The organism is Ancylobacter vacuolatus, from assembly GCF_030813595.1.
In the GTDB taxonomy this organism is placed as follows: Bacteria; Pseudomonadota; Alphaproteobacteria; order Rhizobiales; family Xanthobacteraceae; genus Ancylobacter; species Ancylobacter vacuolatus.
This window is the reverse complement of sequence record NZ_JAUSUH010000006.1, coordinates 219,515-238,449: the sequence shown is the minus strand read 5'-3', so window position 1 is coordinate 238,449 and position 18,935 is coordinate 219,515. Positions and strand designations below refer to the sequence as shown.

Annotated in this window: 21 protein-coding genes; 12 read left to right on the top strand and 9 right to left on the bottom strand. The window is 66.6% G+C overall.

What is annotated here, in order from left to right:
- Positions 1-4 precede the first annotated feature (4 nt).
- The 3 genes from J2S76_RS15125 to J2S76_RS15115 are packed head-to-tail and all read right to left on the bottom strand — an operon-like array spanning position 5 to position 1,940.
- Positions 5-871 carry a metal ABC transporter permease gene (locus tag J2S76_RS15125; protein ID WP_307061584.1) on the bottom strand — a complete coding sequence of 289 codons (867 nt, stop codon included), beginning with the start codon at positions 869-871 and terminating at the stop codon, positions 5-7.
- On the bottom strand, positions 871-1,620 hold the full coding sequence (gene aztA / locus J2S76_RS15120) for a zinc ABC transporter ATP-binding protein AztA (RefSeq protein ID WP_307061543.1): 750 nt from the start codon (positions 1,618-1,620) through the stop codon (positions 871-873). The genes J2S76_RS15125 and aztA overlap by 1 nt, the downstream gene beginning before the upstream one ends.
- A complete protein-coding gene (locus J2S76_RS15115; protein ID WP_307061541.1) occupies positions 1,620-1,940 on the bottom strand; it encodes a hypothetical protein in 321 nt (106 codons plus the stop codon). Before J2S76_RS15115 ends, aztA begins: the two co-directional genes overlap by 1 nt.
- Before the next feature lie 242 nt (positions 1,941-2,182).
- On the opposite strand from J2S76_RS15115, the gene ppa reads away from it, so the two are divergent.
- Positions 2,183-2,707, top strand: a complete 525-nt coding sequence (gene ppa, locus J2S76_RS15110; protein WP_018387498.1) for an inorganic diphosphatase — start codon at positions 2,183-2,185, stop codon at positions 2,705-2,707.
- A gap of 63 nt (positions 2,708-2,770) precedes the next feature.
- Here the strand turns inward: ppa and J2S76_RS15105 are convergent, their stop codons facing one another.
- The 3 genes from J2S76_RS15105 to J2S76_RS15095 are packed head-to-tail and all read right to left on the bottom strand — an operon-like array spanning position 2,771 to position 5,073.
- Entirely contained in the window at positions 2,771-3,826 is a 1,056-nt protein-coding gene (locus J2S76_RS15105; RefSeq protein ID WP_307061539.1) for an Ldh family oxidoreductase, read from the bottom strand.
- Positions 3,826-4,644 (bottom strand): creatininase family protein, encoded by an 819-nt coding sequence (locus tag J2S76_RS15100; protein ID WP_307061537.1) that lies wholly within the window; start codon positions 4,642-4,644, stop codon positions 3,826-3,828. Before J2S76_RS15100 ends, J2S76_RS15105 begins: the two co-directional genes overlap by 1 nt.
- A gap of 39 nt (positions 4,645-4,683) precedes the next feature.
- Positions 4,684-5,073, bottom strand: coding sequence for a RidA family protein (locus J2S76_RS15095; RefSeq protein WP_307061535.1), 390 nt, complete (start codon positions 5,071-5,073; stop codon positions 4,684-4,686).
- Positions 5,074-5,232: 159 nt separating this feature from the next.
- Here J2S76_RS15095 and J2S76_RS15090 point away from each other — a divergent pair, with 159 nt between their 5' ends.
- The 11 genes from J2S76_RS15090 (at position 5,233) to J2S76_RS15040 (ending at position 15,876) form a co-directional block, all read left to right on the top strand.
- Positions 5,233-6,249, top strand: a complete 1,017-nt coding sequence (locus J2S76_RS15090; protein WP_307061533.1) for an ABC transporter substrate-binding protein — start codon at positions 5,233-5,235, stop codon at positions 6,247-6,249.
- Between the two features lie 49 nt (positions 6,250-6,298).
- A complete protein-coding gene (locus J2S76_RS15085; RefSeq protein ID WP_307061582.1) occupies positions 6,299-7,114 on the top strand; it encodes an ABC transporter ATP-binding protein in 816 nt (271 codons plus the stop codon).
- 11 nt (positions 7,115-7,125) lie between these two features.
- Positions 7,126-7,908 carry an ABC transporter permease gene (locus J2S76_RS15080; RefSeq protein WP_307061530.1) on the top strand — a complete coding sequence of 261 codons (783 nt, stop codon included), beginning with the start codon at positions 7,126-7,128 and terminating at the stop codon, positions 7,906-7,908.
- Between the two features lie 2 nt (positions 7,909-7,910).
- On the top strand, positions 7,911-9,218 hold the full coding sequence (locus J2S76_RS15075) for a cytosine deaminase (RefSeq protein ID WP_307061528.1): 1,308 nt from the start codon (positions 7,911-7,913) through the stop codon (positions 9,216-9,218).
- Positions 9,215-10,636 carry an FAD-binding oxidoreductase gene (locus J2S76_RS15070; protein ID WP_307061526.1) on the top strand — a complete coding sequence of 474 codons (1,422 nt, stop codon included), beginning with the start codon at positions 9,215-9,217 and terminating at the stop codon, positions 10,634-10,636. Before J2S76_RS15075 ends, J2S76_RS15070 begins: the two co-directional genes overlap by 4 nt.
- Positions 10,636-11,223: an NAD(P)H-dependent oxidoreductase gene (locus tag J2S76_RS15065; protein WP_307061524.1), complete on the top strand. Its 588-nt coding sequence runs from the start codon at positions 10,636-10,638 to the stop codon at positions 11,221-11,223. The genes J2S76_RS15070 and J2S76_RS15065 overlap by 1 nt, the downstream gene beginning before the upstream one ends.
- A gap of 124 nt (positions 11,224-11,347) precedes the next feature.
- Complete coding sequence (locus J2S76_RS15060; protein WP_307061522.1) at positions 11,348-11,842, top strand: MarR family winged helix-turn-helix transcriptional regulator; 495 nt, start codon at positions 11,348-11,350, stop codon at positions 11,840-11,842.
- A gap of 88 nt (positions 11,843-11,930) precedes the next feature.
- Complete coding sequence (locus J2S76_RS15055) at positions 11,931-12,914, top strand: 2-hydroxyacid dehydrogenase (RefSeq protein ID WP_307061520.1); 984 nt, start codon at positions 11,931-11,933, stop codon at positions 12,912-12,914.
- A 12-nt stretch (positions 12,915-12,926) separates the two neighbouring features.
- Entirely contained in the window at positions 12,927-13,673 is a 747-nt protein-coding gene (locus J2S76_RS15050) for an AprI/Inh family metalloprotease inhibitor (protein ID WP_307061518.1), read from the top strand.
- A gap of 119 nt (positions 13,674-13,792) precedes the next feature.
- The gene (locus tag J2S76_RS15045; RefSeq protein WP_307061516.1) at positions 13,793-14,647 is read left to right on the top strand and encodes a hypothetical protein; all 855 of its coding nucleotides are present in this window, start codon (positions 13,793-13,795) and stop codon (positions 14,645-14,647) included.
- 203 nt (positions 14,648-14,850) lie between these two features.
- Complete coding sequence (locus tag J2S76_RS15040) at positions 14,851-15,876, top strand: glycosyltransferase family 2 protein (protein WP_307061514.1); 1,026 nt, start codon at positions 14,851-14,853, stop codon at positions 15,874-15,876.
- Positions 15,877-15,953: 77 nt separating this feature from the next.
- Here the strand turns inward: J2S76_RS15040 and radC are convergent, their stop codons facing one another.
- The 3 genes from radC to J2S76_RS15025 form a co-directional block, all read right to left on the bottom strand.
- The gene (radC, locus tag J2S76_RS15035; RefSeq protein WP_307061512.1) at positions 15,954-16,718 is read right to left on the bottom strand and encodes a RadC family protein; all 765 of its coding nucleotides are present in this window, start codon (positions 16,716-16,718) and stop codon (positions 15,954-15,956) included.
- Positions 16,719-16,735: 17 nt separating this feature from the next.
- Entirely contained in the window at positions 16,736-17,563 is an 828-nt protein-coding gene (map, locus tag J2S76_RS15030; RefSeq protein WP_307061580.1) for a type I methionyl aminopeptidase, read from the bottom strand.
- Between the two features lie 118 nt (positions 17,564-17,681).
- Positions 17,682-18,863 (bottom strand): GNAT family N-acetyltransferase, encoded by a 1,182-nt coding sequence (locus J2S76_RS15025; RefSeq protein WP_307061510.1) that lies wholly within the window; start codon positions 18,861-18,863, stop codon positions 17,682-17,684.
- Positions 18,864-18,935: the final 72 nt, after the last annotated feature.

The window sequence follows — 18,935 nt, the reverse complement described above, 5'->3', positions numbered from 1 at the left end:
CTCCTCAGGCTTCGAGATGGCGTTGCGGCAGGAAGCGGGGCAGAAGCCCGCCGACCGGCCCGAAAAGCACGGACAGCGCATAGGCACCGCCGGCGACGAGGATGATGGCGGGCCCGGAGGGCACGCCGGAATGATAGGAAACCAGCAGCCCCAGCACGCCGGAGCTACAGGCGATCAGCACCGAGACGCCGACCAGCGTCGTCAGTTCGCGCGTCCAGAACCGTCCGGCGGCGGCCGGCAGCATCATCAGCCCGACCGCGAGCAGCGTGCCGAGCGCGTGGAAGCCGCCGACGAGATTCATCACCACCAGCGCCAGGAAGATGAGGTGGGTGGGTGCTCCCGCCCGGCTCACCGAGCGCAGGAAGCCGGGATCGACGCTCTCCAGCACCAGCGGCCGCCAGGCCAGCGCCAGCGCCACCAGCGTCAGGCTGGAGATCGAGACGATGAGCAGCAGCGTCGCGTCGTCGAGCGCCAGCACGGTGCCGAACAGCACATGCAGCAAATCAACATTGGAGCCGCGCAGCGACACCAGCAGCACGCCAAGCGCGAGAGAGATGAGGTAGAAGGCCGCGAGCGCCGCGTCCTCCTTCATCTGCGTCGCCCGCGCCACCGCGCCGGCGCCGAGCGCCACCGCAAAGCCCGCCACCAGCCCGCCCACCGTCATGGCGAACAGGTTCAGCCCGGCGGCGAGGAAGCCGACCGCCGCGCCGGGCAGGATGGCGTGGGCCATGGCGTCACCGGCAAGGCTCATCCGGCGCAGCATCATCAGCACGCCGATAGGGCCGGCCCCGACGCCGAGCGCCAGCACGCCCACCAGCGCGCGGCGCATGAAATCGAACTCGGCGAAGGGGGCGATGAGGAGATCGTACATCACGCTGCCCTTCCCGAAACCGGGCCACAGGCCGGCGCATCCTCGTCCCACGCTTCGCACATGCGCCGCGCCTCGGCGAGATTATGCGATGTCAGCACCTCGCCGGTGGCGCCCCAGGCGACCGCCTCGCGGGCGAGGAGCAGGGTGCGGGGAAAAAGCCCGCGCACCAGTTCGAAATCGTGCAGCACGGCGATGACGGTGCGGCCCTCGCCGTTCCAGCGCTTCACCAGCGCGGTGAGATCGGTGATCGTGCCGGCATCGAGCGCGGTGAAAGGCTCGTCGAGCAGCAAAAGCCGCGCATCTTGCAGCAGCAGGCGGGCGAACAGGGCGCGCTGCATCTGGCCGCCCGACAGCGTGCCGATGGGGCGCGCCTCGAAGCCTTCAAGACCCACGGCGGCCAGCGCGTGCTCGATGCGCGCGCGATCCGCGCGGTTGATGCCGCCGAACAGCCCGGCGCGGCGCCACAGCCCCATGGAGACGAGGTCATAGACGTCGATCGGGAAGGAACGGTCGACCTCCGCCGCCTGCGGCAGATAGGCGATCTCCCGTGCCGGCACATGGCCCTCAATGCGCCCGGTCAGCGGCGTCAGCACGCCGGCAATACCCTTGAGCAGCGTCGACTTGCCCGCCCCGTTCGGCCCGCAAATGGCGAGCAGGTCGCCCTCGGCCACATCGCCGTCGAGATGATGCACGGCCGGGTGGCGGTCATAGCCGAGGGTCAGGTTGCGGAAGGCGAGGACGTTTCCCATCACGCACCCGCCCCGATCACCGCCAGCGCCATCGCCCACAGCGCGGCCGCCAGCGGCAGGGCGATGGCGAGGCGCTGCAGGGCGGAGAGCCGCAGCAGTGAGAAAGCCGGACGGGCCGACGGATGCCGCTCGCCCGCCTTGTGCGAATGGTGGCGGGAGCCCGGACGGGCCGGTGCAGTGCCGTGAGGAGGGTGGCTGTCGTCGTGTCCATGGCCCGGCGCATGCGCGTGCCCATGCCCGGCGGCGCCCGCCTTTCCACGTCCCTCCGGAGGGGCGGAAGTGTGGGCGTGGTCGTGCAGGCGGACGGGGGCGACAGACATGATCAAACTCCAGAGGCGGAAGTGATACTGTATATCGGCGGGGTCCGTCCAGATGAAAGATACACTGTATCAAACGGCTGACGGAGCGTCATCGCCCTCCGCGCTGGGCGCCGGAGGCCGCGTGCCCGTCGAAATGATGGGTCGACACGTCTCGACGGCGCGCCCGCATCGACCTATGAGAGGGCGCCTCTGTGCCCGCCGGCCTTGCCGGCCCGTCGACCTGGAGCCGTTGGAGCCCATTCATGGATATTTCGCGCATTTCGGTCGGGCCCAATCCGCCTGACGAAGTTCACGCCATCATCGAAATCCCGGCCGGCGGCGCGCCGGTGAAGTACGAGATCGACAAGGAATCGGGCGCGCTGTTCGTCGACCGCTTCCTGCACACGCCGATGTTCTACCCGGGCAATTACGGCTTCGTCCCGAACACGCTCGGCGATGACGGCGACCCGATCGACGTGATCGTCATCTCGCCGATCCCGCTGCTCGCGGGCTGCGTCATCGCCTGCCGGCCGATCGGCGTCCTGATGATGACCGACGAGAAGGGCGGCGACGAGAAGATCCTCGCCGTGCCGGCGGACTCGGTCTACCCCTACCATTCCAAGGTCAAAAGCTATGCGGATCTGCCGCCGCTGATCATCGAGCAGATCGGCCACTTCTTCACCCACTACAAGGATCTGGAGAAGGGCAAGACGGTCACGGTCTCCGGCTGGGAAGGCCCCGAGCGCGCCCGCGAGCTGATCCTCAAGGCGATCGCCGCCTATAAGTGAGCGGGGCGCCGGTCCGGCGCCGCGACGCGCGAAAGGCCCGGGCATTCCCGGGCCTTTTTGCTGTCAGGACACGCCGGCCGCCTCCACGAATCCCATCTGCGCCAGCGCCCGCTGCACGCCGGCCGTCAGCGTAACGCCCTCGCGCGCGGCACGCTCGCGGTTAAACAGCCGCCTGGTGCCCGGCAGCCGCGCCCCAGGCTCGCTCTCCACCGTCAGCGCCAGGCGCTCCAGATGGTCGAGATAGGCATCCCCCGCCACCGCGCCGGGATTTATCGCGATGACCACATGTCCGACCGCCGCCGGCGGCCCCGCACCGTCGAAGAAGCTCGGCGCGTCGAAGGAGAAGGTCGAGGCGGTCAGCGCCGCCGCCATCACCTCGATGACGAAGGCGAGCGCCGTGCCCTTGGCTTCGCCCATCGGCACCATGGTGCCGGCAAGCCCGGCCGTGGCGCTCGTGGTCGGGTTGCCCTCCCGGTCATAGGCCCAGCCCTCGGGAATGGCGGTCTCCCCCCGCTGCACGGCAGCGAGAATGTTCCCGCGCGCCACTTTGGCGACGGAGAGGTCCACCACCGCCGGCGCCCGGCCTCTGAGCGGCGTGGCGAAGGCGATCGGGTTGGTACCGAACACCGCCCGCTTGCCGCCCCAGGGGGCAATGGAGGCCGAGGCATTGGAAAAGGCGAGGCCGACCAGCCCCTCATTGGCGAGTGCTTCCACCGGCTGGCCGGCGACGCCGAAATGGCTGGAGCGCCGCACCGCCATCAGCGCCACGCCGCTCGCGCGCGCCAGCGCGGCCAGCGCCGGCAGGCCGAGCGCGAGGGCGGGATAGGCGAAGCCATTGCCGGCGTCGACCGCCAGCACCGCCGGCGCCACCCGGCGCATCTTCGGCACCGCATGACCGTCGATCTTGCCGGCCGCCGCCATGGCGCTGTAGCTGGGCAGGCGGGTGAGGCCATGCGTGCCGAGCCCATCCGCCTCGGCGCGCACCAGCGCGTCCGCGGTGAAGGCGGCATTGCCGGCAGACGCGCCAAAGCGCTCCAGCACCTGCGCCGCATAGGTATGGGCCGCCTCGAGACTCAGTTTTCGGCCGTGAAAGCCGGTGCGCGCGACCGAGCCCTCCATCAGCGCCCGGCCCCGCCGCGCGGGCCCGCCGGCAGCCGCGACAGGTCGAAGCGATGCACATCGCCGAGCAATTCGACAAAGGCCCGGGCGCCATAGAGCGCGCAGACCTCGCCCTTCTCAAGGCTCGCCTCGGTGGCATCGCCCATCGCGCCCGAGGGCTGGATATCCTGCGCCATCCAACCGAAGCCGGCCGGCGAGCCGGCGCGCAGGAAGGCGAATTCCTGCTCCATGGCGAGCGTCACCGGGGGAAAGTCGCGCACCTCGTCCATCCGCACCGTGTCAGGCCGGAAGGCCAGCATCAGCGAGGTCTCCACCCCGCCGGCATGAATGCCGTGCTGGCGCTCCTGCGCGGTGAACAGGCCCTCGGGATAGCCGAAGCGATGCCAGGACACCATCACCGCCAGCATGCCGAGCCGGGCCCGCAACTCGCGCGCCACGATGTCGAGTATAGGCACATTGCCGCCATGGGAATTGACCAGCACCAGCTTGCGCACCCCCGCGCGGTGGACACTCTCGCCGATCTCGGTCCAGGCGCGGATCACCGTCTCGGCCGAGAGCGTCAGCGTGCCGGGAAAATCGAGGTGCTCATTGGACTTGCCGATGGCCTGCAGCGGCAGGAACACGGCGGGAATATCATCCGGCAGCAGCCGCGCCACTTCCCTGAGATAGCCCTCGCCGATGAAGGCATCGACCCCAACCGGCAGATGCGGCCCATGCTGCTCCACCGCCGCCACCGGCAGCACGGCAATCCAGTTCTCGGTGTCGCCTTCGGCGAAGTCGGTCCAGCTGAGTTCGGTCCAGAAGCGTTTGGGGGGCATGGCGGCAGGTCCGGTCGTTGGAATGGGCGGGTTCTAGGCTCAATCCGCCCGCGCGGCCAGCGCCTCGATCTCCACCTTGAACTCCGGCCGGGCGAAGCCGGAAACGATCATCAGCGTCGAGGCCGGCGGCGGATCGGCGATGAAGCGGTCGCGCGCCGCCATATAGCCGGGAAGATGGGCGCGGTCGGTGACATAGGCGTTCAGCCGCACGATATCCTCGCGCGCCATCCCCGCCGCAACGAGGCAAGCGTCGATGGCGGCAAGGCACAGGGCGGCCTGCGCCTCCACGCTCTCGGGAACCACATCGTCGGGCGAAATGCCGAGCTGGCCGGAAACCAGCAGTAGCCGCGCGCCGGCGGGAATCTCGACGGCGTGGCTGTAGCGGGCGAAGGGCGGACGGATGGCGGGGGGCACGAGGTGACGGAGCATGGACGGGCCTCCCGTGTGTGGCCGGCCGGGCTTTTGCCGGCCGCTGCTGCGCATGCACAGTCTAATCGCCGCAGCATATGTGCATGACGATTAAGCTCGCCTATCATGAGGGCATGGGTCACGTCACGCACCGCCCTTCTTAGCCGGATGGAGATTTCGATGCGCCCGCGTCTGTCGCGCTTGCGTTCCCTCTTCCCCCTCGTCGCACTGGCGGTCGCCGCCTTGCTGAGCGCCGTTCCGGCACGCGCGGCGGACAAGGTGACCTTCGGCACCAATTGGGTGGCCCAGGCCGAGCATGGCGGGTTCTACCAGGCGCTCGCCGATGGCACCTATGCGAAATACGGGCTGAACGTCACCATCCTGCCGGGCGGACCGCAGGCCAATAACCGGCTGCTGCTGCCGGTCGGCAAGATCGACTTCTACATGGGCGCCAACATGCTGCAGGCGATTTCCTCCGTGGTCGAGGAAATCCCCACCCAGGTGGTCGCCGCCCTGTTCCAGAAGGACCCGCAGGTCCTGATCGCCCATCCCGGCGTCACCGCCTTCGAGCAGCTGAAGACGCGGACCCTCTTCATCTCCAAGGAAGGGCTGGCGAGCTATTATCAGTGGCTGGTTGACGCCTATGGCTTCAGCGAGAGCCAGGTGAAGCCCTACACCTTCAACGCCGCGCCGTTCCTCGTCGACAAGAACAGCGCCATGCAGGGCTACATCACCTCCGAGCCCTATGCGATCGAGCAGCAGGGCGGGTTCAAGCCGACGCTCTTCCTCCTCGCCGATTACGGCTTCCAGACCTACGCCACCACCATTGAGACGCGCAACGAACTGGTGAAGCAGAACCCCGACCTGGTGCAGCGCTTCGTCGATGCCTCGATCATCGGCTGGTACAATTACCTCTACGGCGACAACGCCAAGGCCAATGCGCTGATCAAACAGGACAATCCCGAGATCACCGACGCCATGATCGCCTTCTCCATCGCCAAGATGAAGGAATATGGCATCGTCGATTCCGGCGACACCGCCACGCTCGGCATCGGCGCGATGACCGATGCGCGGATGAAGGGGTTCTACGACACGATGGTGAAGGCCAAGGTGCTGGAGCCGGGCATCGACTACGCCAAGTCCTACACGCTGCAATTCGTCAACAAGGGCGTCGGCAAGGAGCTGGCGCCGAAATGAGGCCTCCCCGACATGAGCGCACGGCTATGGGGCCGCCCGCGTGCCTGAGATGAGCGCGGCGGCGCTTGATATGGCGCCCCGCGCGGTGAGCGACGGCGCGCCGCTGCTGCGTCTTTCCGGCGTCGGCAAGCGCTTCTCCAATGCCGTCACCGCGCTGGAAGGGCTGGACATGGAGGTGCGGCAAGGCGAGTTCGTCTCGCTGCTCGGCCCCTCCGGCTGCGGCAAATCCACCGCGCTGCGCCTCATCGCCGGGCTCACCGAGCCGAGCGGGGGCCGGCTTGACTGGGGCGCGGACGAAATGGCCCGCCGCGCGAGGGAGCCCCACGCCATCGGCTTCGTGTTCCAGGAGCCGACGCTGATGCCGTGGGCCAGCGTGTTCGGCAATGTCCACCTGCCGCTCAAGCTCGACGGCATCGGCCGGCGCGAGGCCGAGCCCGCCATCCTGGAGGCGCTGGAGCTGGTCGGCCTTGCCGGCTTCCGCGACGCCTATCCGCGCGAACTCTCCGGCGGCATGAAGATGCGCGTCTCGATCGCCCGCGCGCTCGTCACCAAGCCGCGCCTGCTGCTGATGGATGAGCCCTTCGCCGCGCTGGACGAAATCACCCGCTTCAAGCTCAATAATGATCTGCTGGAGGTGTGGCGGCGCCTGCGCTGCACCATCGTCTTCGTCACGCATTCGGTGTTCGAATCGGTCTACCTGTCCTCGCGCATCCTGGTCTTCCGGGCCCGGCCGGGGCGGGTGTCGGCGGAACTCGTCATCGATCCGGACCAGCCGCGCGACGAGACCTTCCGCACCTCGCCCGAGTATGCGGGCCTCTGCCGCGAAACCTCCCTCGCCCTCGCCCGGGCGATGGACGCGACGTAGCGGAGGCCGCCATGTCCACCTCGCCGTTGCGCTGGCTCCTGCCCCTCGGCGTGATGGCGGCGCTCGTTCTGGCCTGGGCGCTGGCGGTGAAGCTCAACAATCTGCCGCCCTATGTGCTGCCGGCCCCCGACACGGTGCTGGAAACGCTGATCAAGGACCGCGCCGTGCTGTTCGCCTCCATGCTGGTGACGCTGCGGACCACCTTGATCGCGCTGGCGCTGGCGGTGGCCGGAGGCGTGGCGCTGGCATTGCTGTTCGCCAGCGCCCGCATCGTCGAGTTCTCGCTGTTCCCGATCGCCGTCATCCTGCAGGTGACTCCTGTCATCGCGGTGGCGCCGCTCATGCTGATCTACCTCTCCACCGATACCGCCGTGCTGGTCTGCGCCTGGATCGTCGCCTTCTTCCCGGTGCTGTCCAACACCACGCTGGGGCTGAACTCCGTCGATCCCAATCTGCGCGACCTGTTCCGCCTGTCCGGCGCCACCCGCTGGCAGACGCTGGCGCAGCTCAAGCTGCCCACCGCCCTGCCCTATTTCCTCGGCGGGCTGCGCATTGCCGGCGGGCTGGCGCTGATCGGCGCGGTGGTCGGCGAAATCGCCGCCGGCTCGGCCGGCCAGGGATCGGGCCTCGCTTTCCGCATCGTCGAATCGGCCTACCGGCTGAACATTCCGCGCCTGTTCGCGGCGCTCATCCTCATCTCGCTCACCGGCATCCTCATCTATGCCGCACTGAGCCTGCTCTCCTGGCTGGTGCTGCGGCGCTGGCATGAGAGCGAACTCGGCGGCCGGACGTGACGATGCTTGATCTCAAGGCTCCCCCCGCCGCCTTCGTTCTTGCCCAAGCCCGGGTGCCCGCCTGCCTCGTCCCGGCCGTCGCCGGGCCGGCGGATGGCGAGGGGCTGATGGCGCTCGACATCGCGCTGGAAGGCGCGCGCATCGCCCGGATCGCGCCCGCCGGCACGCTGATGGACGCCGGCCCGCGCCGCGATCTCGAAGGCGGGCTGGTGCTGCCCGGCCTGGTCGACATCCACACCCATCTCGACAAGGGCTTCATCTGGAAGCGGGCGCCGAACCCGGACGGCACCTTCGAGGGCGCGCTGCGGGCGGTGAACGCCGACCGCGCCGCGAACTGGAGCGAAGAGGACATAAGCCGGCGCTTCGACTTCGCGCTGCGCTGCGCCTATGCCCACGGCACGGTGGCGATCCGCACCCATCTCGATTCCGATGGCCCGCGCGCCGCCACCGCGTGGAAGGTCTTTGCCCAGATGCGCGAGGCCTGGCGCGGGCGCGTCGAGCTGCAGGGTGTGGGCCTGACCGCGATCGACAGCGTGCGCGATCCCGCCGCTTTCGCCGGCCTGATCGATCTCCTGCGCGCGCATGGCGGCCTGCTCGGCAGCTACACCTATGTCACGCCCCACCTTGAAGGCGGCCTCGCGCGGCTGTTCGAGGCGGCCGAGCGCTTCGGCCTCGGGCTCGATTTGCATGTCGACGAGCGCGACCGCGAGGGGCGCGGCCTCGACCTGCTGGCGCGGATGGCGCTGGAGCGAAGCTTCGAGGGACCCATTCTCGTCGGCCATTGCTGCGCGCTGGCGGTGAAGGACGCTGACGAAATCGACCGCACGCTCGACCGGGTGGCGCAGGCCGGCATCCGTGTCGTCTCACTGCCCATGTGCAATCTCTACCTGCAGGACCGTCAGCCCGGCCGCACCCCACGCTGGCGCGGCGTGACCCTGCTGCAGGAGATGAAGGCGCGCGGCATTCCCGTCATGGTGGCGAGCGACAATGCGCGCGATCCCTTCTACGCCTATGGCGATCTCGACCTTGTGGAAGTCTACCGGGAGGCCGCCCGCATCGCCCATCTCGACCATCCCCATGGCGCGTGGCCGGCCAGTATCGCCCGCACGCCGGCCACGCATATGGGCGTAGCGGCCGGCACGCTGGCCGAGGGCGCTGCGGCCGACCTCTCGCTATTCCCAGCGCGCAGCCTCAATGAATGGCTCTCCCGCCCCGCAATGGACCGCATCGTGCTGCGCGGCGGGCGCGCCATCGACACCACGCCACCCGACTATGCCGAGCTTGACGATTTGATGGAGCGCCCCGCGTGACATATGACCTCGCCGCCCTCAAGGCCCGGCTGGAGGGCATCCATATCGAGGAAAATCCCGCCCTTCTCCGCCAGAAGAGCCGCGATTTCTACTGGTACTCGCCGACGCTGAAGCGCCAGCTCGACGCGGTGATCGGCGACATCCTCGCCGCGCCCACCAGCGAGGAGGAGGTGCTGCGCATCCTCGCCGCCTGCTTCGATCTCGGCATCCCCGTCACCCCGCGCGGAACGGGCACCGGCAATTATGGCCAGGCGATGCCGTTGGCCGGCGGGCTGGTGCTCGACCTCTCCGGCCTCGACCAGGTGCTCGACATCTCCACCGGCCGGGTGCGGGCGCAGGCGGGTGCCCTTCTCGCCGACATCGACGCTGCCTGCGCGCCGAGCGGCCAGGAACTGCGGCTCCACCCCTCCACCTACCGCACCGCCTCGATTGGCGGCTTCATCGCTGGCGGCTCCGGCGGCGTCGGCTCCATCAGCTGGGGCGGGCTGCGCGACCTCGGCAACATCCTCTCGCTGCGCATCGCCACGATGGAGGCGACCCCGCGTATCCTCGTCCTCTCCGGTGAGGAGGTGCAGAGGGTCGCCCACGCCTATGGCACCAATGGCATCATTCTAGACGTCGAGATGCCTCTCGCCCCCGCCTATGACTGGATCGAAGCGATTATCGGCTTCACCGATTTCGCCGAGGCCGCCGCCTACGCCCAGGCGCTGGGCGAGCAGGACGCCATCCTCAAAAAGCTCGTCTCGGTCATCGCCGCGCCGGTGCCGCAGACCAGCTTTCTGCGCCACCGCTCCTTTTTGCCGGACGGGATGCACATCGTGCTGGTCATGCTCGCGCCGATGGGCCGGGCGGCGTTCGAGAGCTTCACCGCCCGCCGGGGTGGAACGATGCTGTTCCGCTCCGACCTGCTGGCCGAAGCTGACAGGAAAGGCCTGCCGCCGCTCTATGAGCTTGCCTGGAACCACACGACGCTGCGGGCGCTGCGGGTCGATCCCGCCATCACCTATCTGCAGACGCTCTACCCGCATCCCGACCCGCTGACTCGGGTGGCCCGCATCCATGCCCTTCTCGGCGACGAAGTGCCGGCGCATCTGGAATTCGTCCGCTTCGACGGGCGGATCACCTGTTTCGGCCTGCCCCTGGTGCGCCACACCAGCGAGGAGCGGCTGGAGGCCATCGTCGCCCGGCATGAGGAAATGGGCATTCCGGTGTTCAACCCGCACCGCTACACGCTGGAAGAAGGCGGCATGAAACAGACCGACCCGGCGCAGCTCGCCTTCAAGCGCGAGGCCGACCCGAAAGGCCTGCTCAACCCCGGCAAGATGATCGCCTGGGAGAACCCCGCCTTCGACTTCACCACCGGCCGTACCTATCTCTTCCCTGGGCTGGAAAGCCGCAACATGGGAGAGGCCGGCTGATGCGTGCGCTTGTGGTCTATTGCCATCCGGTGGCAGAGAGCTTCACCGCCGGCGTGCGCGACGCCGTCATCCGCGGCTTGAAGGCCGCCGGGCACGAGGTGGACCTCCTCGACCTCTACGCCGAAGGCTTCGCCCCGGTGATGGGACGCGACGAGCGGCTCGCCTATCACGAGCCGGGAGCGAATGTGCTGCCCGTTGCCGACTATCTCGAACGGGTAAATCAGGCGGAGGCGCTCGTCTTCGTCGCGCCCACCTGGTGGTACGGCCCGCCCGCCATGCTCAAAGGCTGGCTCGACCGGGTGCTGGTGCCGCACGAGACCTTCGGCATGCCCCAGCCCTACCGCCCGCTTGAACGCCGGCTCACCAATATTCGCCTCCTCGCCACCGTCACCTCGCTCGGGTCACCCTGGTACTGGTGGCTGTGGATCGGCCAGCCCGGCCGGCGGATCCTGCTCGATGGCATTGGCGGGATCGTGCATTCGCGCGCGAAGAAGCTCTGGCTGGCCTTGCACCGCATGGATTCCGCCACCGCGGAGCGCCGCGCCGCCTTCCTCGCCAAAGTCGAGGCCCGCTTCGCCCGGCTGTGACATCCACGCGCGACGGGCGTCCGTTGACCTGACCTCCGGTTGCATCCGGTTTTGTGTCACGGCAATGCGTTATTTTCGCATTAGATAATGGTACCGTGGCGTGTTTTGGATCGCAGGAGCGCCCATGAAGGACGGCTTCGACAAGAAGATTGGCCAGAGGCTGCATCATGTGGCGCGACTCCAGCGCTCCCTGGCGGCGCGTCGTCTGCAGGACATCGGCCTGTTTCCCGGCCAGGAAACGGTGCTTAAGCTGCTGTGCGAAACCGACGGGCGCACCATGACCGAGCTCGCCGCCGCGCTGAAGGTCCGCCCGCCCACCGCCTCTAAGACGGTCGGCCGGCTGTCCGCGCAGGGGCTGCTGGTCCGCCGCGCCTCGGAGGGCGATGCACGGCTGGTGCGGGTCCACCTCACCGATGAAGGCCGCCACCGGGCCGAGGCGATCGACGCGATCTCGGATTCGATCGAGGACACGATGACCGCCGGCCTCGACGGCAAGGACCGCAAGCGGTTTCGCAAGATGCTGCGCAAGATCGACCGCAACCTCTCGACCCAGCTGGGCGCCGTCTCCGCCGACGCCGACGAAGACGCCGAGGACGGGCTGGAGGAAGAGCCGGCCTGAAAACGGAAGGGCACTTCGGCCGAATCGGGCTTGAAACCTTCCTGGCTTTGGTGAGGAATGGCGGCCCCTTCGTCCGCAGGAGTGCCCCATGTCCGGCCGCCCCGACCTTCTCCAGACCGGCCCGATGATGGGCATGATCGAGGCGCAGCTGAACGAGCACTTCACCGTTCACCGGCTCGACGCGCCCGGCGCCGAGGCCATGCTGGCCGAGGTCGGCCCACGCATCCGCGCGGTGGCCACCGGGGTCGGCTCCACCGGCGGCGGTGCCCGCCGGGTGACGGACGCGCTGATGGCCCGGCTGCCGGCTCTCGAAATCGTCGCCAATTTCGGTGTCGGCTATGATTCGGTGGATGCCGAGGCGGCCGGCCGGCGCGGCGTCGTCGTCACCAACACGCCCGGCGTGCTCGACGACGAGGTCGCCGATCTCACCCTGGGGCTGCTTCTCGCCACGATCCGGCAGATTCCACAGGCCGAGCGGCATCTGCGGGAGGGGAAATGGCCCTCCGGCGGCTTCCCGTTGACCGCAACCCTGCGCGACCGCACGCTCGGCATTGTCGGCATGGGGCGCATCGGCCGCGCCATCGCCCGCCGGCTGGAAGGCTTCGGCCGGCCCATCGCCTATCACAGCCGCCGCCCGGTGGCGGATGTGGCCTACACCCATTATCCCGACCTGATCGGGCTGGCGAAGGCCGTCGACGCGCTCATCGTCATCGTGCCCGGCGGGGCCGAGACCGAACGCATGATCAATGCGCAGGTGCTGGCCGCGCTCGGGCCGAAGGGCGTGCTGATCAATGTCGCGCGCGGCTCGGTGGTCGACGAGCCGGCGCTGATCAAGGCGCTGGAGGACGGCACCATCGCCGCCGCCGGGCTCGATGTGTTCGCCAACGAGCCGCAGGTGCCGGAGGCGCTGATCGGCATGAACAACGTGGTGCTGCTGCCGCATGTCGCCTCCGCCACCCATGTCACCCGCGACGCCATGGGCCAGTTGGTGGTCGACAATCTCCGCGCCTGGGCGGCGGGCCAGCCGGTGCTGACGCCGGTGCCGGAGACGCCCGTGAACCGGGCCGGTTGAGGGAAGACGCCGATGCGCGCGCCCCGGATGCTTGATCGTGGCGCCTGGCGGCTCGGCGTCGCGCTCGCCTTGGGCGCTTTCGTCGTGATGCTCGCAGGCCGGGCGTCGGCGCAGGACGACACCGTGCCCTCGGCCGGCGCGCTGGCGGCTGATTACCGGCTGACCAATGCCGATGGCGACCGCGTATGCCTGATCGCGCTGTCCGACACGCCGCTGGGCCGCGGCCGCGCCACACCGGAGCGCTACTCGCTCGGCCTGGATCGCGCCGCCTGCGCCAGCGCCATCCTGTTCAGCGTCGATATCGCCTCCTGGGCCCCGGGCCCCGGCCACTCGATCCGCCTGTATGGACCGGACGGGGCGCTGGTGGCCGAGTTCACCGAAGGGGTAGGCGGCACCTGGGAGGCGCTGCGCGAGGGCGATGGCGTCTATTTCCTGGTCAATCCCCGTCTCACCGATCCCGGCCTGCACGCCGGCGATCTTGTCGGCGCCTGGGATATCGCCGAGGTGGCGGGCAAGCCGCTGTGCCGGCTTGAACTCACCGATATCGACGGCGGCGGCGGCACCCTCCGCGCCCGGCTCATGCCCGGCTGCCCGGCCCGCCTTGTCGCGCGGGCACCCGACCGCTGGCGCCTCGACAGCGGCAGCCTGGTTCTGCTCACCGCCCGCGGCGAGGGCCTGCGCTTCGCCGCGCAAGAGGATGGGGGCTGGGAGAAGGTACCGCCGGAAGAGGGAACCCCGCTTTTGCTCAGCCGGCCTTAGCGGGCCGCTCGTTGCGGCGACGGGGCGCGGTGGCGTCGCTCCCCGAATGTTGAAATCACAACGACCACACCGCGCAATTGCACTGAGAAGTCCACTTCCCGAGGGACGGACGAATTATAATGACCACACATGTTGCGATATTTCTGCATGTTGCGACGATCGGCCGCTATAATGAGACTCTGAATGAAGCCTTGGGCGCAGTTTTTAGCTCAAATTATTATGACTATGTCAAAAAGATTGAAATTAATGTTGTTGGCACTGGACCCGTATGCCTTGATTACACAGATCATAAAACAACCGTTCACAGACGCAGCGACAATATCACAGATTTCGAAATACCTACGATCTGCTCCCTAAAAAAATATAGCAGAGATAATATCGACGCAAAAATACTTTATCTAAATTGCCTCGGTGGACGATATGTCGGCGCCGGATACGAAACAAGACGAACCTGGCGACAGATGTTGTATCAATACTACATCGACGATATGCCCAATTGCCTTGCGCTTCTGACGCGCTACGACGCCTGCGGCGTGTTCTGGCATGAGAAGCCACTCCCCCATTTTGCGAGCAATAACTGGTGGGCTAACGCCAGCTATATCGCGTCGCTGATAGACCCTGTCGCCTATGCGGACTGCGTCGAAAAATTAAATCTCGATGCACTCGGTGCAAGCTGGAAGGAAGCAGCGCACAAGCGCCGTCATTCGGCAGAATTCTGGATTGGCTCTGGCGAGGACATCAATCCCGTCAGCCTGATGAAATTCCGATCCATTGTACTGCCAAAGACATTTACATCATCCTATCCCTGGTGGGACCTCCACGGAATTGATTGGGGACTGCGCGCCCGCATAGAGAGAAAGAAGGGGGCACGGTATGAGCGCCTGCTCTCGTCGGCGCAGAACCTCCGGGCGGCCACTCGCTATCACGTGAAGAAGGCCTATGATCGGCTTATGACGTTACTCGTCCGATCATAGGTCCGGATGGTTGCGCACCCTTGACCTGCTACAGCGCCAAGAGGCTTCCGGCAGTGAACAGCGTCGCACTCCGAAAGATAGCCGACCCACCGCAGAGTCGGGCTGTCCGCTGCTGCGGAAATACACCTGCAAGCACCGTTATGCGCACCCTACATTAAATTGTCACTTTGATTTTTCATACAAATTATAGATGAAAGACGACTATGACGCCCGTTATTTCGATATGCATCCCGACGTATAATCGCGCAAAAATGCTATCTGAGCTGCTAGATAGCATAATGAATCAAGAAAACGTCGACGATATTGAAATTATAATAAGTGATGACGCCTCCACTGATGACACAATTTCCATAGCAAATTTGTACAGTCACAGCTTCAAAAACTACAAATTAATTTCGCAAAAGACCAATTTAGGCATAGATGGAAACTTTCTTGCTGTGGTCGCCGCGGCCACCTCTCCTTACATTTGGCTGATGGGTGACGATGATCGATTGGAACCGGGAAGCATCCGTCGTCTCCTTGATGCGATCGAGCTCTGGCCTGACGCCGTGGGGTTCACACTCGGCGTGATCGACTATGATATCACCATGAGGACCGCTGTCGGCATTCGCGCAACCCCGCCCACCCAATTGATGACGGGTTCAAAAGCCGTATTTTCAACTATAGCGGACCTATTGGGCTTCATGTCCGCACTTGTTGTAAAAAGGGATCTTTGGAACCAAGAAATCAATGATCCAAAGATAAAATCGATCACGAATTACTATGTTCAGGTAATAATACTCGGGCGCATCATCGGAGAGAATGGTCAGTGGGGCGTTATTCAGCCTCCCTGCGTTGGTTTCCGAACAGGAAATGATCAGTTGCAGGCCCGATATGGTTGGCTGAAGCGACTCAAGATCGACGCACAGGCCTACGGGGAAATAGAACACATTCTATTCGCAGACGCGCCCGAAACGCGGGCCATCATGCGCAAGCGCATTTTCAACACGCACATAATGGCACGAGTTATGAATGCCAAGACCACGACCGAGCCGACCGACGGAATTATATCGGCGATTATCTTCCTCGCCAAAAACTATGGGACACTTCCTTCATACTGGATTATTGCCGTTCCACTCCTAATATCCCCCAAATGGTTCGTTCGATTTTATCGAGGATTATATCGATCTTACTTCAAATCATCTGGAACAAATCGAGCGTCGCTGAATCAGGGCGCCCGCGGCCGTTAGAAATTCCTGTTCGCCTCCTGATCAATTTCTGGGAAAGCTGCGAGAGAGGCTGGGCTTCTCGCACAGCAACCGACTGGTCAGATCAGCCGCAGGCCGCGCAGGCTCGCGTGGCCATCCTTGCCGACGATGATGTGGTCATGCACCTCGATGCCGAGCGGCTTGGCCACGTCGATGATGGTCTTGGTCATCTGGATGTCGGCATTAGAGGGGGTGGGATCGCCGCTCGGGTGGTTATGCACCAGTATGATCGCGCTCGCCGCCACCTCCAGCGCCCGCTTCACCACTTCCCGCGGATAAACCGGCGTGTGGTCCACCGTGCCGCGCTGCTGCACCTCGTCGAGGATCAGCTGGTTGCGTTTGTCGAGGAACAGGATGCGGAACTGCTCCTGCTCGACAAAGGCCATGCTGGCGCGGCAGTGGGCGATCACCGCGCTCCAGGAGGAGAGAACGGGGCGGGCCCGCACCTGGCCGCGCGTCACCCGCTCCACCGCCGCGCCGATGAGCTTCAGCTCGGTGACGATGGCCTCGCCGACCCCCTTCACCTCGCGCAGCCGCCCGGGCGGGGCGCCGACCACCTCGGCGAAGGAACCGAACCGGTCTATCAGCGCCTTGGCCAGCGGCTTCACATCCGCCCGCACGACGGCGCGGAACAGCACCAGCTCCAGCAACTCATAATCGGGCAGCGCCTCGCCGCCCGCCTTGCGAAAGCGCTCGCGCAACCGCTCGCGATGGCCGAGAAAATGCGGCTCCGCCTCGGCGAAGCCGGCCGGCGCGGCTCCTTCATCAGGATCGTCCGGCAGGTCGTCACGGCCGCCGCTGCGCCCTGCTCGGTTACGCGCCATGCGGGCTCCCGCCTCGCTCAGTCGTTGCTGAAGATCGGCTTGTGATAGCCCTTGGGCGAGAGCGTGAAGATCTCGCACCCGGTCTCCGTCACCCCCACCGTGTGCTCGAACTGGGCGGAGAGCGAGCGGTCGCGCGTCACCGCCGTCCAGCCGTCGGAGAGCACCTTCACATGCGGGCGGCCGAGATTGATCATCGGCTCGATGGTGAAAATCATGCCGGGCATCAGTTCCGGCCCGTCGCCGCGCCGGCCGACATGCACGATGTTGGGCTCGTCGTGAAAGAGCTGGCCGACGCCATGGCCGCAGAAATCGCGCACCACGCTCATGTGCAGCGGCTCGACGAAGTCCTGGATCGCCGCGCCGATATCGCCGACATGGCGGCCCGGCATCACCTCGGCAATGCCGCGCATCATCGATTCATAGGTCACGTCGAGCAGGCGCTCGGCGCGGCGGGGAATCTCGCCCACCGGGTACATGCGGCTTGAATCGCCATACCAGCCGTCGACGATCAGCGTCACGTCGACATTGACGATGTCGCCCTCGCGCAGCGGCTTGTCGTTCGGGATGCCGTGGCAGACGACATGGTTGATCGAGGTGCAGGTCGATTTGCGGTAGCCGCGATACATCAGCGTCGCCGGCAGCGCGCCATGGTCCATGGCGAAGTCGAACACCAGACGGTCGATCGCCTCGGTGGTCACGCCCGGCGCCACCAGCTCATGCACGAGGTCGAGCGCCTGCGCCGTCAGTTGCCCGGCCTTGCGCATGCCGGCAAAGCCCTCGGGGCCATGCAGCTTGATATGGCCAGTCTTGCGCAGCGGCGCGCCGGCCGCCTCCACATAGCTCATCATCGAACGTCCAACAGCACGTGTTCAGGGCGAATGCCCGCGCCGAATGTAAGCCATCCGCGCTCCGGCGCAAGGAAAGCGCGCGCAGAACAGGCGCGCCGCCCCTTACCCCACCGCCTCACCCCACCGGCTTGGCCATATGCACCAGGCGTCGGTCGGGCAGTTGTTCCACCCGCTCGATGGCGTAGCCCTTGCGCCGGTACCAGTTGATGTTGGCCGAGAGCGGCTCGCCGGTATAGAGCCGCACGGTGGGCCGCCCCAGCGCCCGCGCCCGCGCCTCGGCCGCCGCGAGCAGCAGGTTGCCATGACCGAATCCCTGCGCGCGCGGGCAGGCGGCGAGGCTGTCGGCCAGAAGGTCCTCGCGGCGCGACTGAAGGATGGCGACGGCGACGACCCCCTCGTTGCCGTCGAGCACCCACACCTCGCGCTCGCGGAACACCCGGGCATAATCCCACAGCAGCGGCACCGGCTCGACCCCGAGCAGGATGCGGTTGCGGGCATAGGCGGCGCGCTGCAGCGTCTCCACCGCGGCAAGATCGGAGAGATCGGCCCGGCGCAACGTGCGGCCTTCCACGTCAAGCGCACGCGCATTCAGCACCGAGAGCGACACGTTCTGTCGGCCGGCCGCGTCGAAATTCTCCGCCGCCAGCCAGGCCTCCATCGCCACGGCGATCTGCGGCCATTCCTCCGCAAGAATCGAGAACCAGGCCGTGTCGCGGTTACGGCCCTTGACGATCATATGGTGGCGAAAAAGGCCCTCGAAGCGGAAGCCGTAGCGTTCCGCCGCCCGGCGCGAGGGGGCGTTGAGCGCGTTGCACTTCCACTCATAGCGGCGATAGCCCAGCGTCTCGAACACATGCCGGGCCATCAGATACATCGCCTCGGTGCCGCCGGGGGTCCGCATCAGCGCCGGGGTGTAGAGAATATGGCCGACCTCGATGGTCCGGTTCGCCGGGTCGATCCGCAGATATGTCGCATGGCCGACCGCCACGCCGCTCGCCTTGTCGACAATGGCGAACATCAGCGGGTCGTCGCGCTCCGCCGCCGCGCCGTAATAGGCGGCGAAGGCGGCATAATCCTCATAAGGACCCGTGGGCAGATAGGCGAAGAGCGCGTCGCGTTCCGGCCCGTGGCTGGCGGCGAACAGCGCCGGGCCATGCGCGGCGAGATCGAACGGCACAAGCTCCACATGCTGACCGGAGAGCCGGGTGCGCGCCGGTCGCGGCGCCGGGACAGTGTCCACAAGGGCGCCGAGCGGCAGCGCCTGCGGCGCGGATGTCTCGTCGTGCGGCACAGCCATCAGCGTCTCACCCAACTCACGCGCCACCGGCCACGCGACTGGCCATTTGCCGGTCCGGCCGGGACAGCCCCT

What these genes read in the sequence shown, in the direction of transcription:
- J2S76_RS15125 (WP_307061584.1), bottom strand. Translation starts at nt 871, where the DNA reads ATGTACGATCTCCTCATCGCCCCCTTCGCCGAGTTCGATTTCATGCGC.
- aztA (WP_307061543.1), bottom strand. Translation starts at nt 1,620, where the DNA reads ATGGGAAACGTCCTCGCCTTCCGCAACCTGACCCTCGGCTATGACCGC.
- J2S76_RS15115 (WP_307061541.1), bottom strand. Translation starts at nt 1,940, where the DNA reads ATGTCTGTCGCCCCCGTCCGCCTGCACGACCACGCCCACACTTCCGCC.
- ppa (WP_018387498.1), top strand. Translation starts at nt 2,183, where the DNA reads ATGGATATTTCGCGCATTTCGGTCGGGCCCAATCCGCCTGACGAAGTT.
- J2S76_RS15105 (WP_307061539.1), bottom strand. Translation starts at nt 3,826, where the DNA reads ATGGAGGGCTCGGTCGCGCGCACCGGCTTTCACGGCCGAAAACTGAGT.
- J2S76_RS15100 (WP_307061537.1), bottom strand. Translation starts at nt 4,644, where the DNA reads ATGCCCCCCAAACGCTTCTGGACCGAACTCAGCTGGACCGACTTCGCC.
- J2S76_RS15095 (WP_307061535.1), bottom strand. Translation starts at nt 5,073, where the DNA reads ATGCTCCGTCACCTCGTGCCCCCCGCCATCCGTCCGCCCTTCGCCCGC.
- J2S76_RS15090 (WP_307061533.1), top strand. Translation starts at nt 5,233, where the DNA reads ATGCGCCCGCGTCTGTCGCGCTTGCGTTCCCTCTTCCCCCTCGTCGCA.
- J2S76_RS15085 (WP_307061582.1), top strand. Translation starts at nt 6,299, where the DNA reads ATGAGCGCGGCGGCGCTTGATATGGCGCCCCGCGCGGTGAGCGACGGC.
- J2S76_RS15080 (WP_307061530.1), top strand. Translation starts at nt 7,126, where the DNA reads ATGTCCACCTCGCCGTTGCGCTGGCTCCTGCCCCTCGGCGTGATGGCG.
- J2S76_RS15075 (WP_307061528.1), top strand. Translation starts at nt 7,911, where the DNA reads ATGCTTGATCTCAAGGCTCCCCCCGCCGCCTTCGTTCTTGCCCAAGCC.
- J2S76_RS15065 (WP_307061524.1), top strand. Translation starts at nt 10,636, where the DNA reads ATGCGTGCGCTTGTGGTCTATTGCCATCCGGTGGCAGAGAGCTTCACC.
- J2S76_RS15060 (WP_307061522.1), top strand. Translation starts at nt 11,348, where the DNA reads ATGAAGGACGGCTTCGACAAGAAGATTGGCCAGAGGCTGCATCATGTG.
- J2S76_RS15055 (WP_307061520.1), top strand. Translation starts at nt 11,931, where the DNA reads ATGTCCGGCCGCCCCGACCTTCTCCAGACCGGCCCGATGATGGGCATG.
- J2S76_RS15050 (WP_307061518.1), top strand. Translation starts at nt 12,927, where the DNA reads ATGCGCGCGCCCCGGATGCTTGATCGTGGCGCCTGGCGGCTCGGCGTC.
- J2S76_RS15045 (WP_307061516.1), top strand. Translation starts at nt 13,793, where the DNA reads ATGACCACACATGTTGCGATATTTCTGCATGTTGCGACGATCGGCCGC.
- J2S76_RS15040 (WP_307061514.1), top strand. Translation starts at nt 14,851, where the DNA reads ATGACGCCCGTTATTTCGATATGCATCCCGACGTATAATCGCGCAAAA.
- radC (WP_307061512.1), bottom strand. Translation starts at nt 16,718, where the DNA reads ATGGCGCGTAACCGAGCAGGGCGCAGCGGCGGCCGTGACGACCTGCCG.
- map (WP_307061580.1), bottom strand. Translation starts at nt 17,563, where the DNA reads ATGAGCTATGTGGAGGCGGCCGGCGCGCCGCTGCGCAAGACTGGCCAT.
- J2S76_RS15025 (WP_307061510.1), bottom strand. Translation starts at nt 18,863, where the DNA reads ATGGCTGTGCCGCACGACGAGACATCCGCGCCGCAGGCGCTGCCGCTC.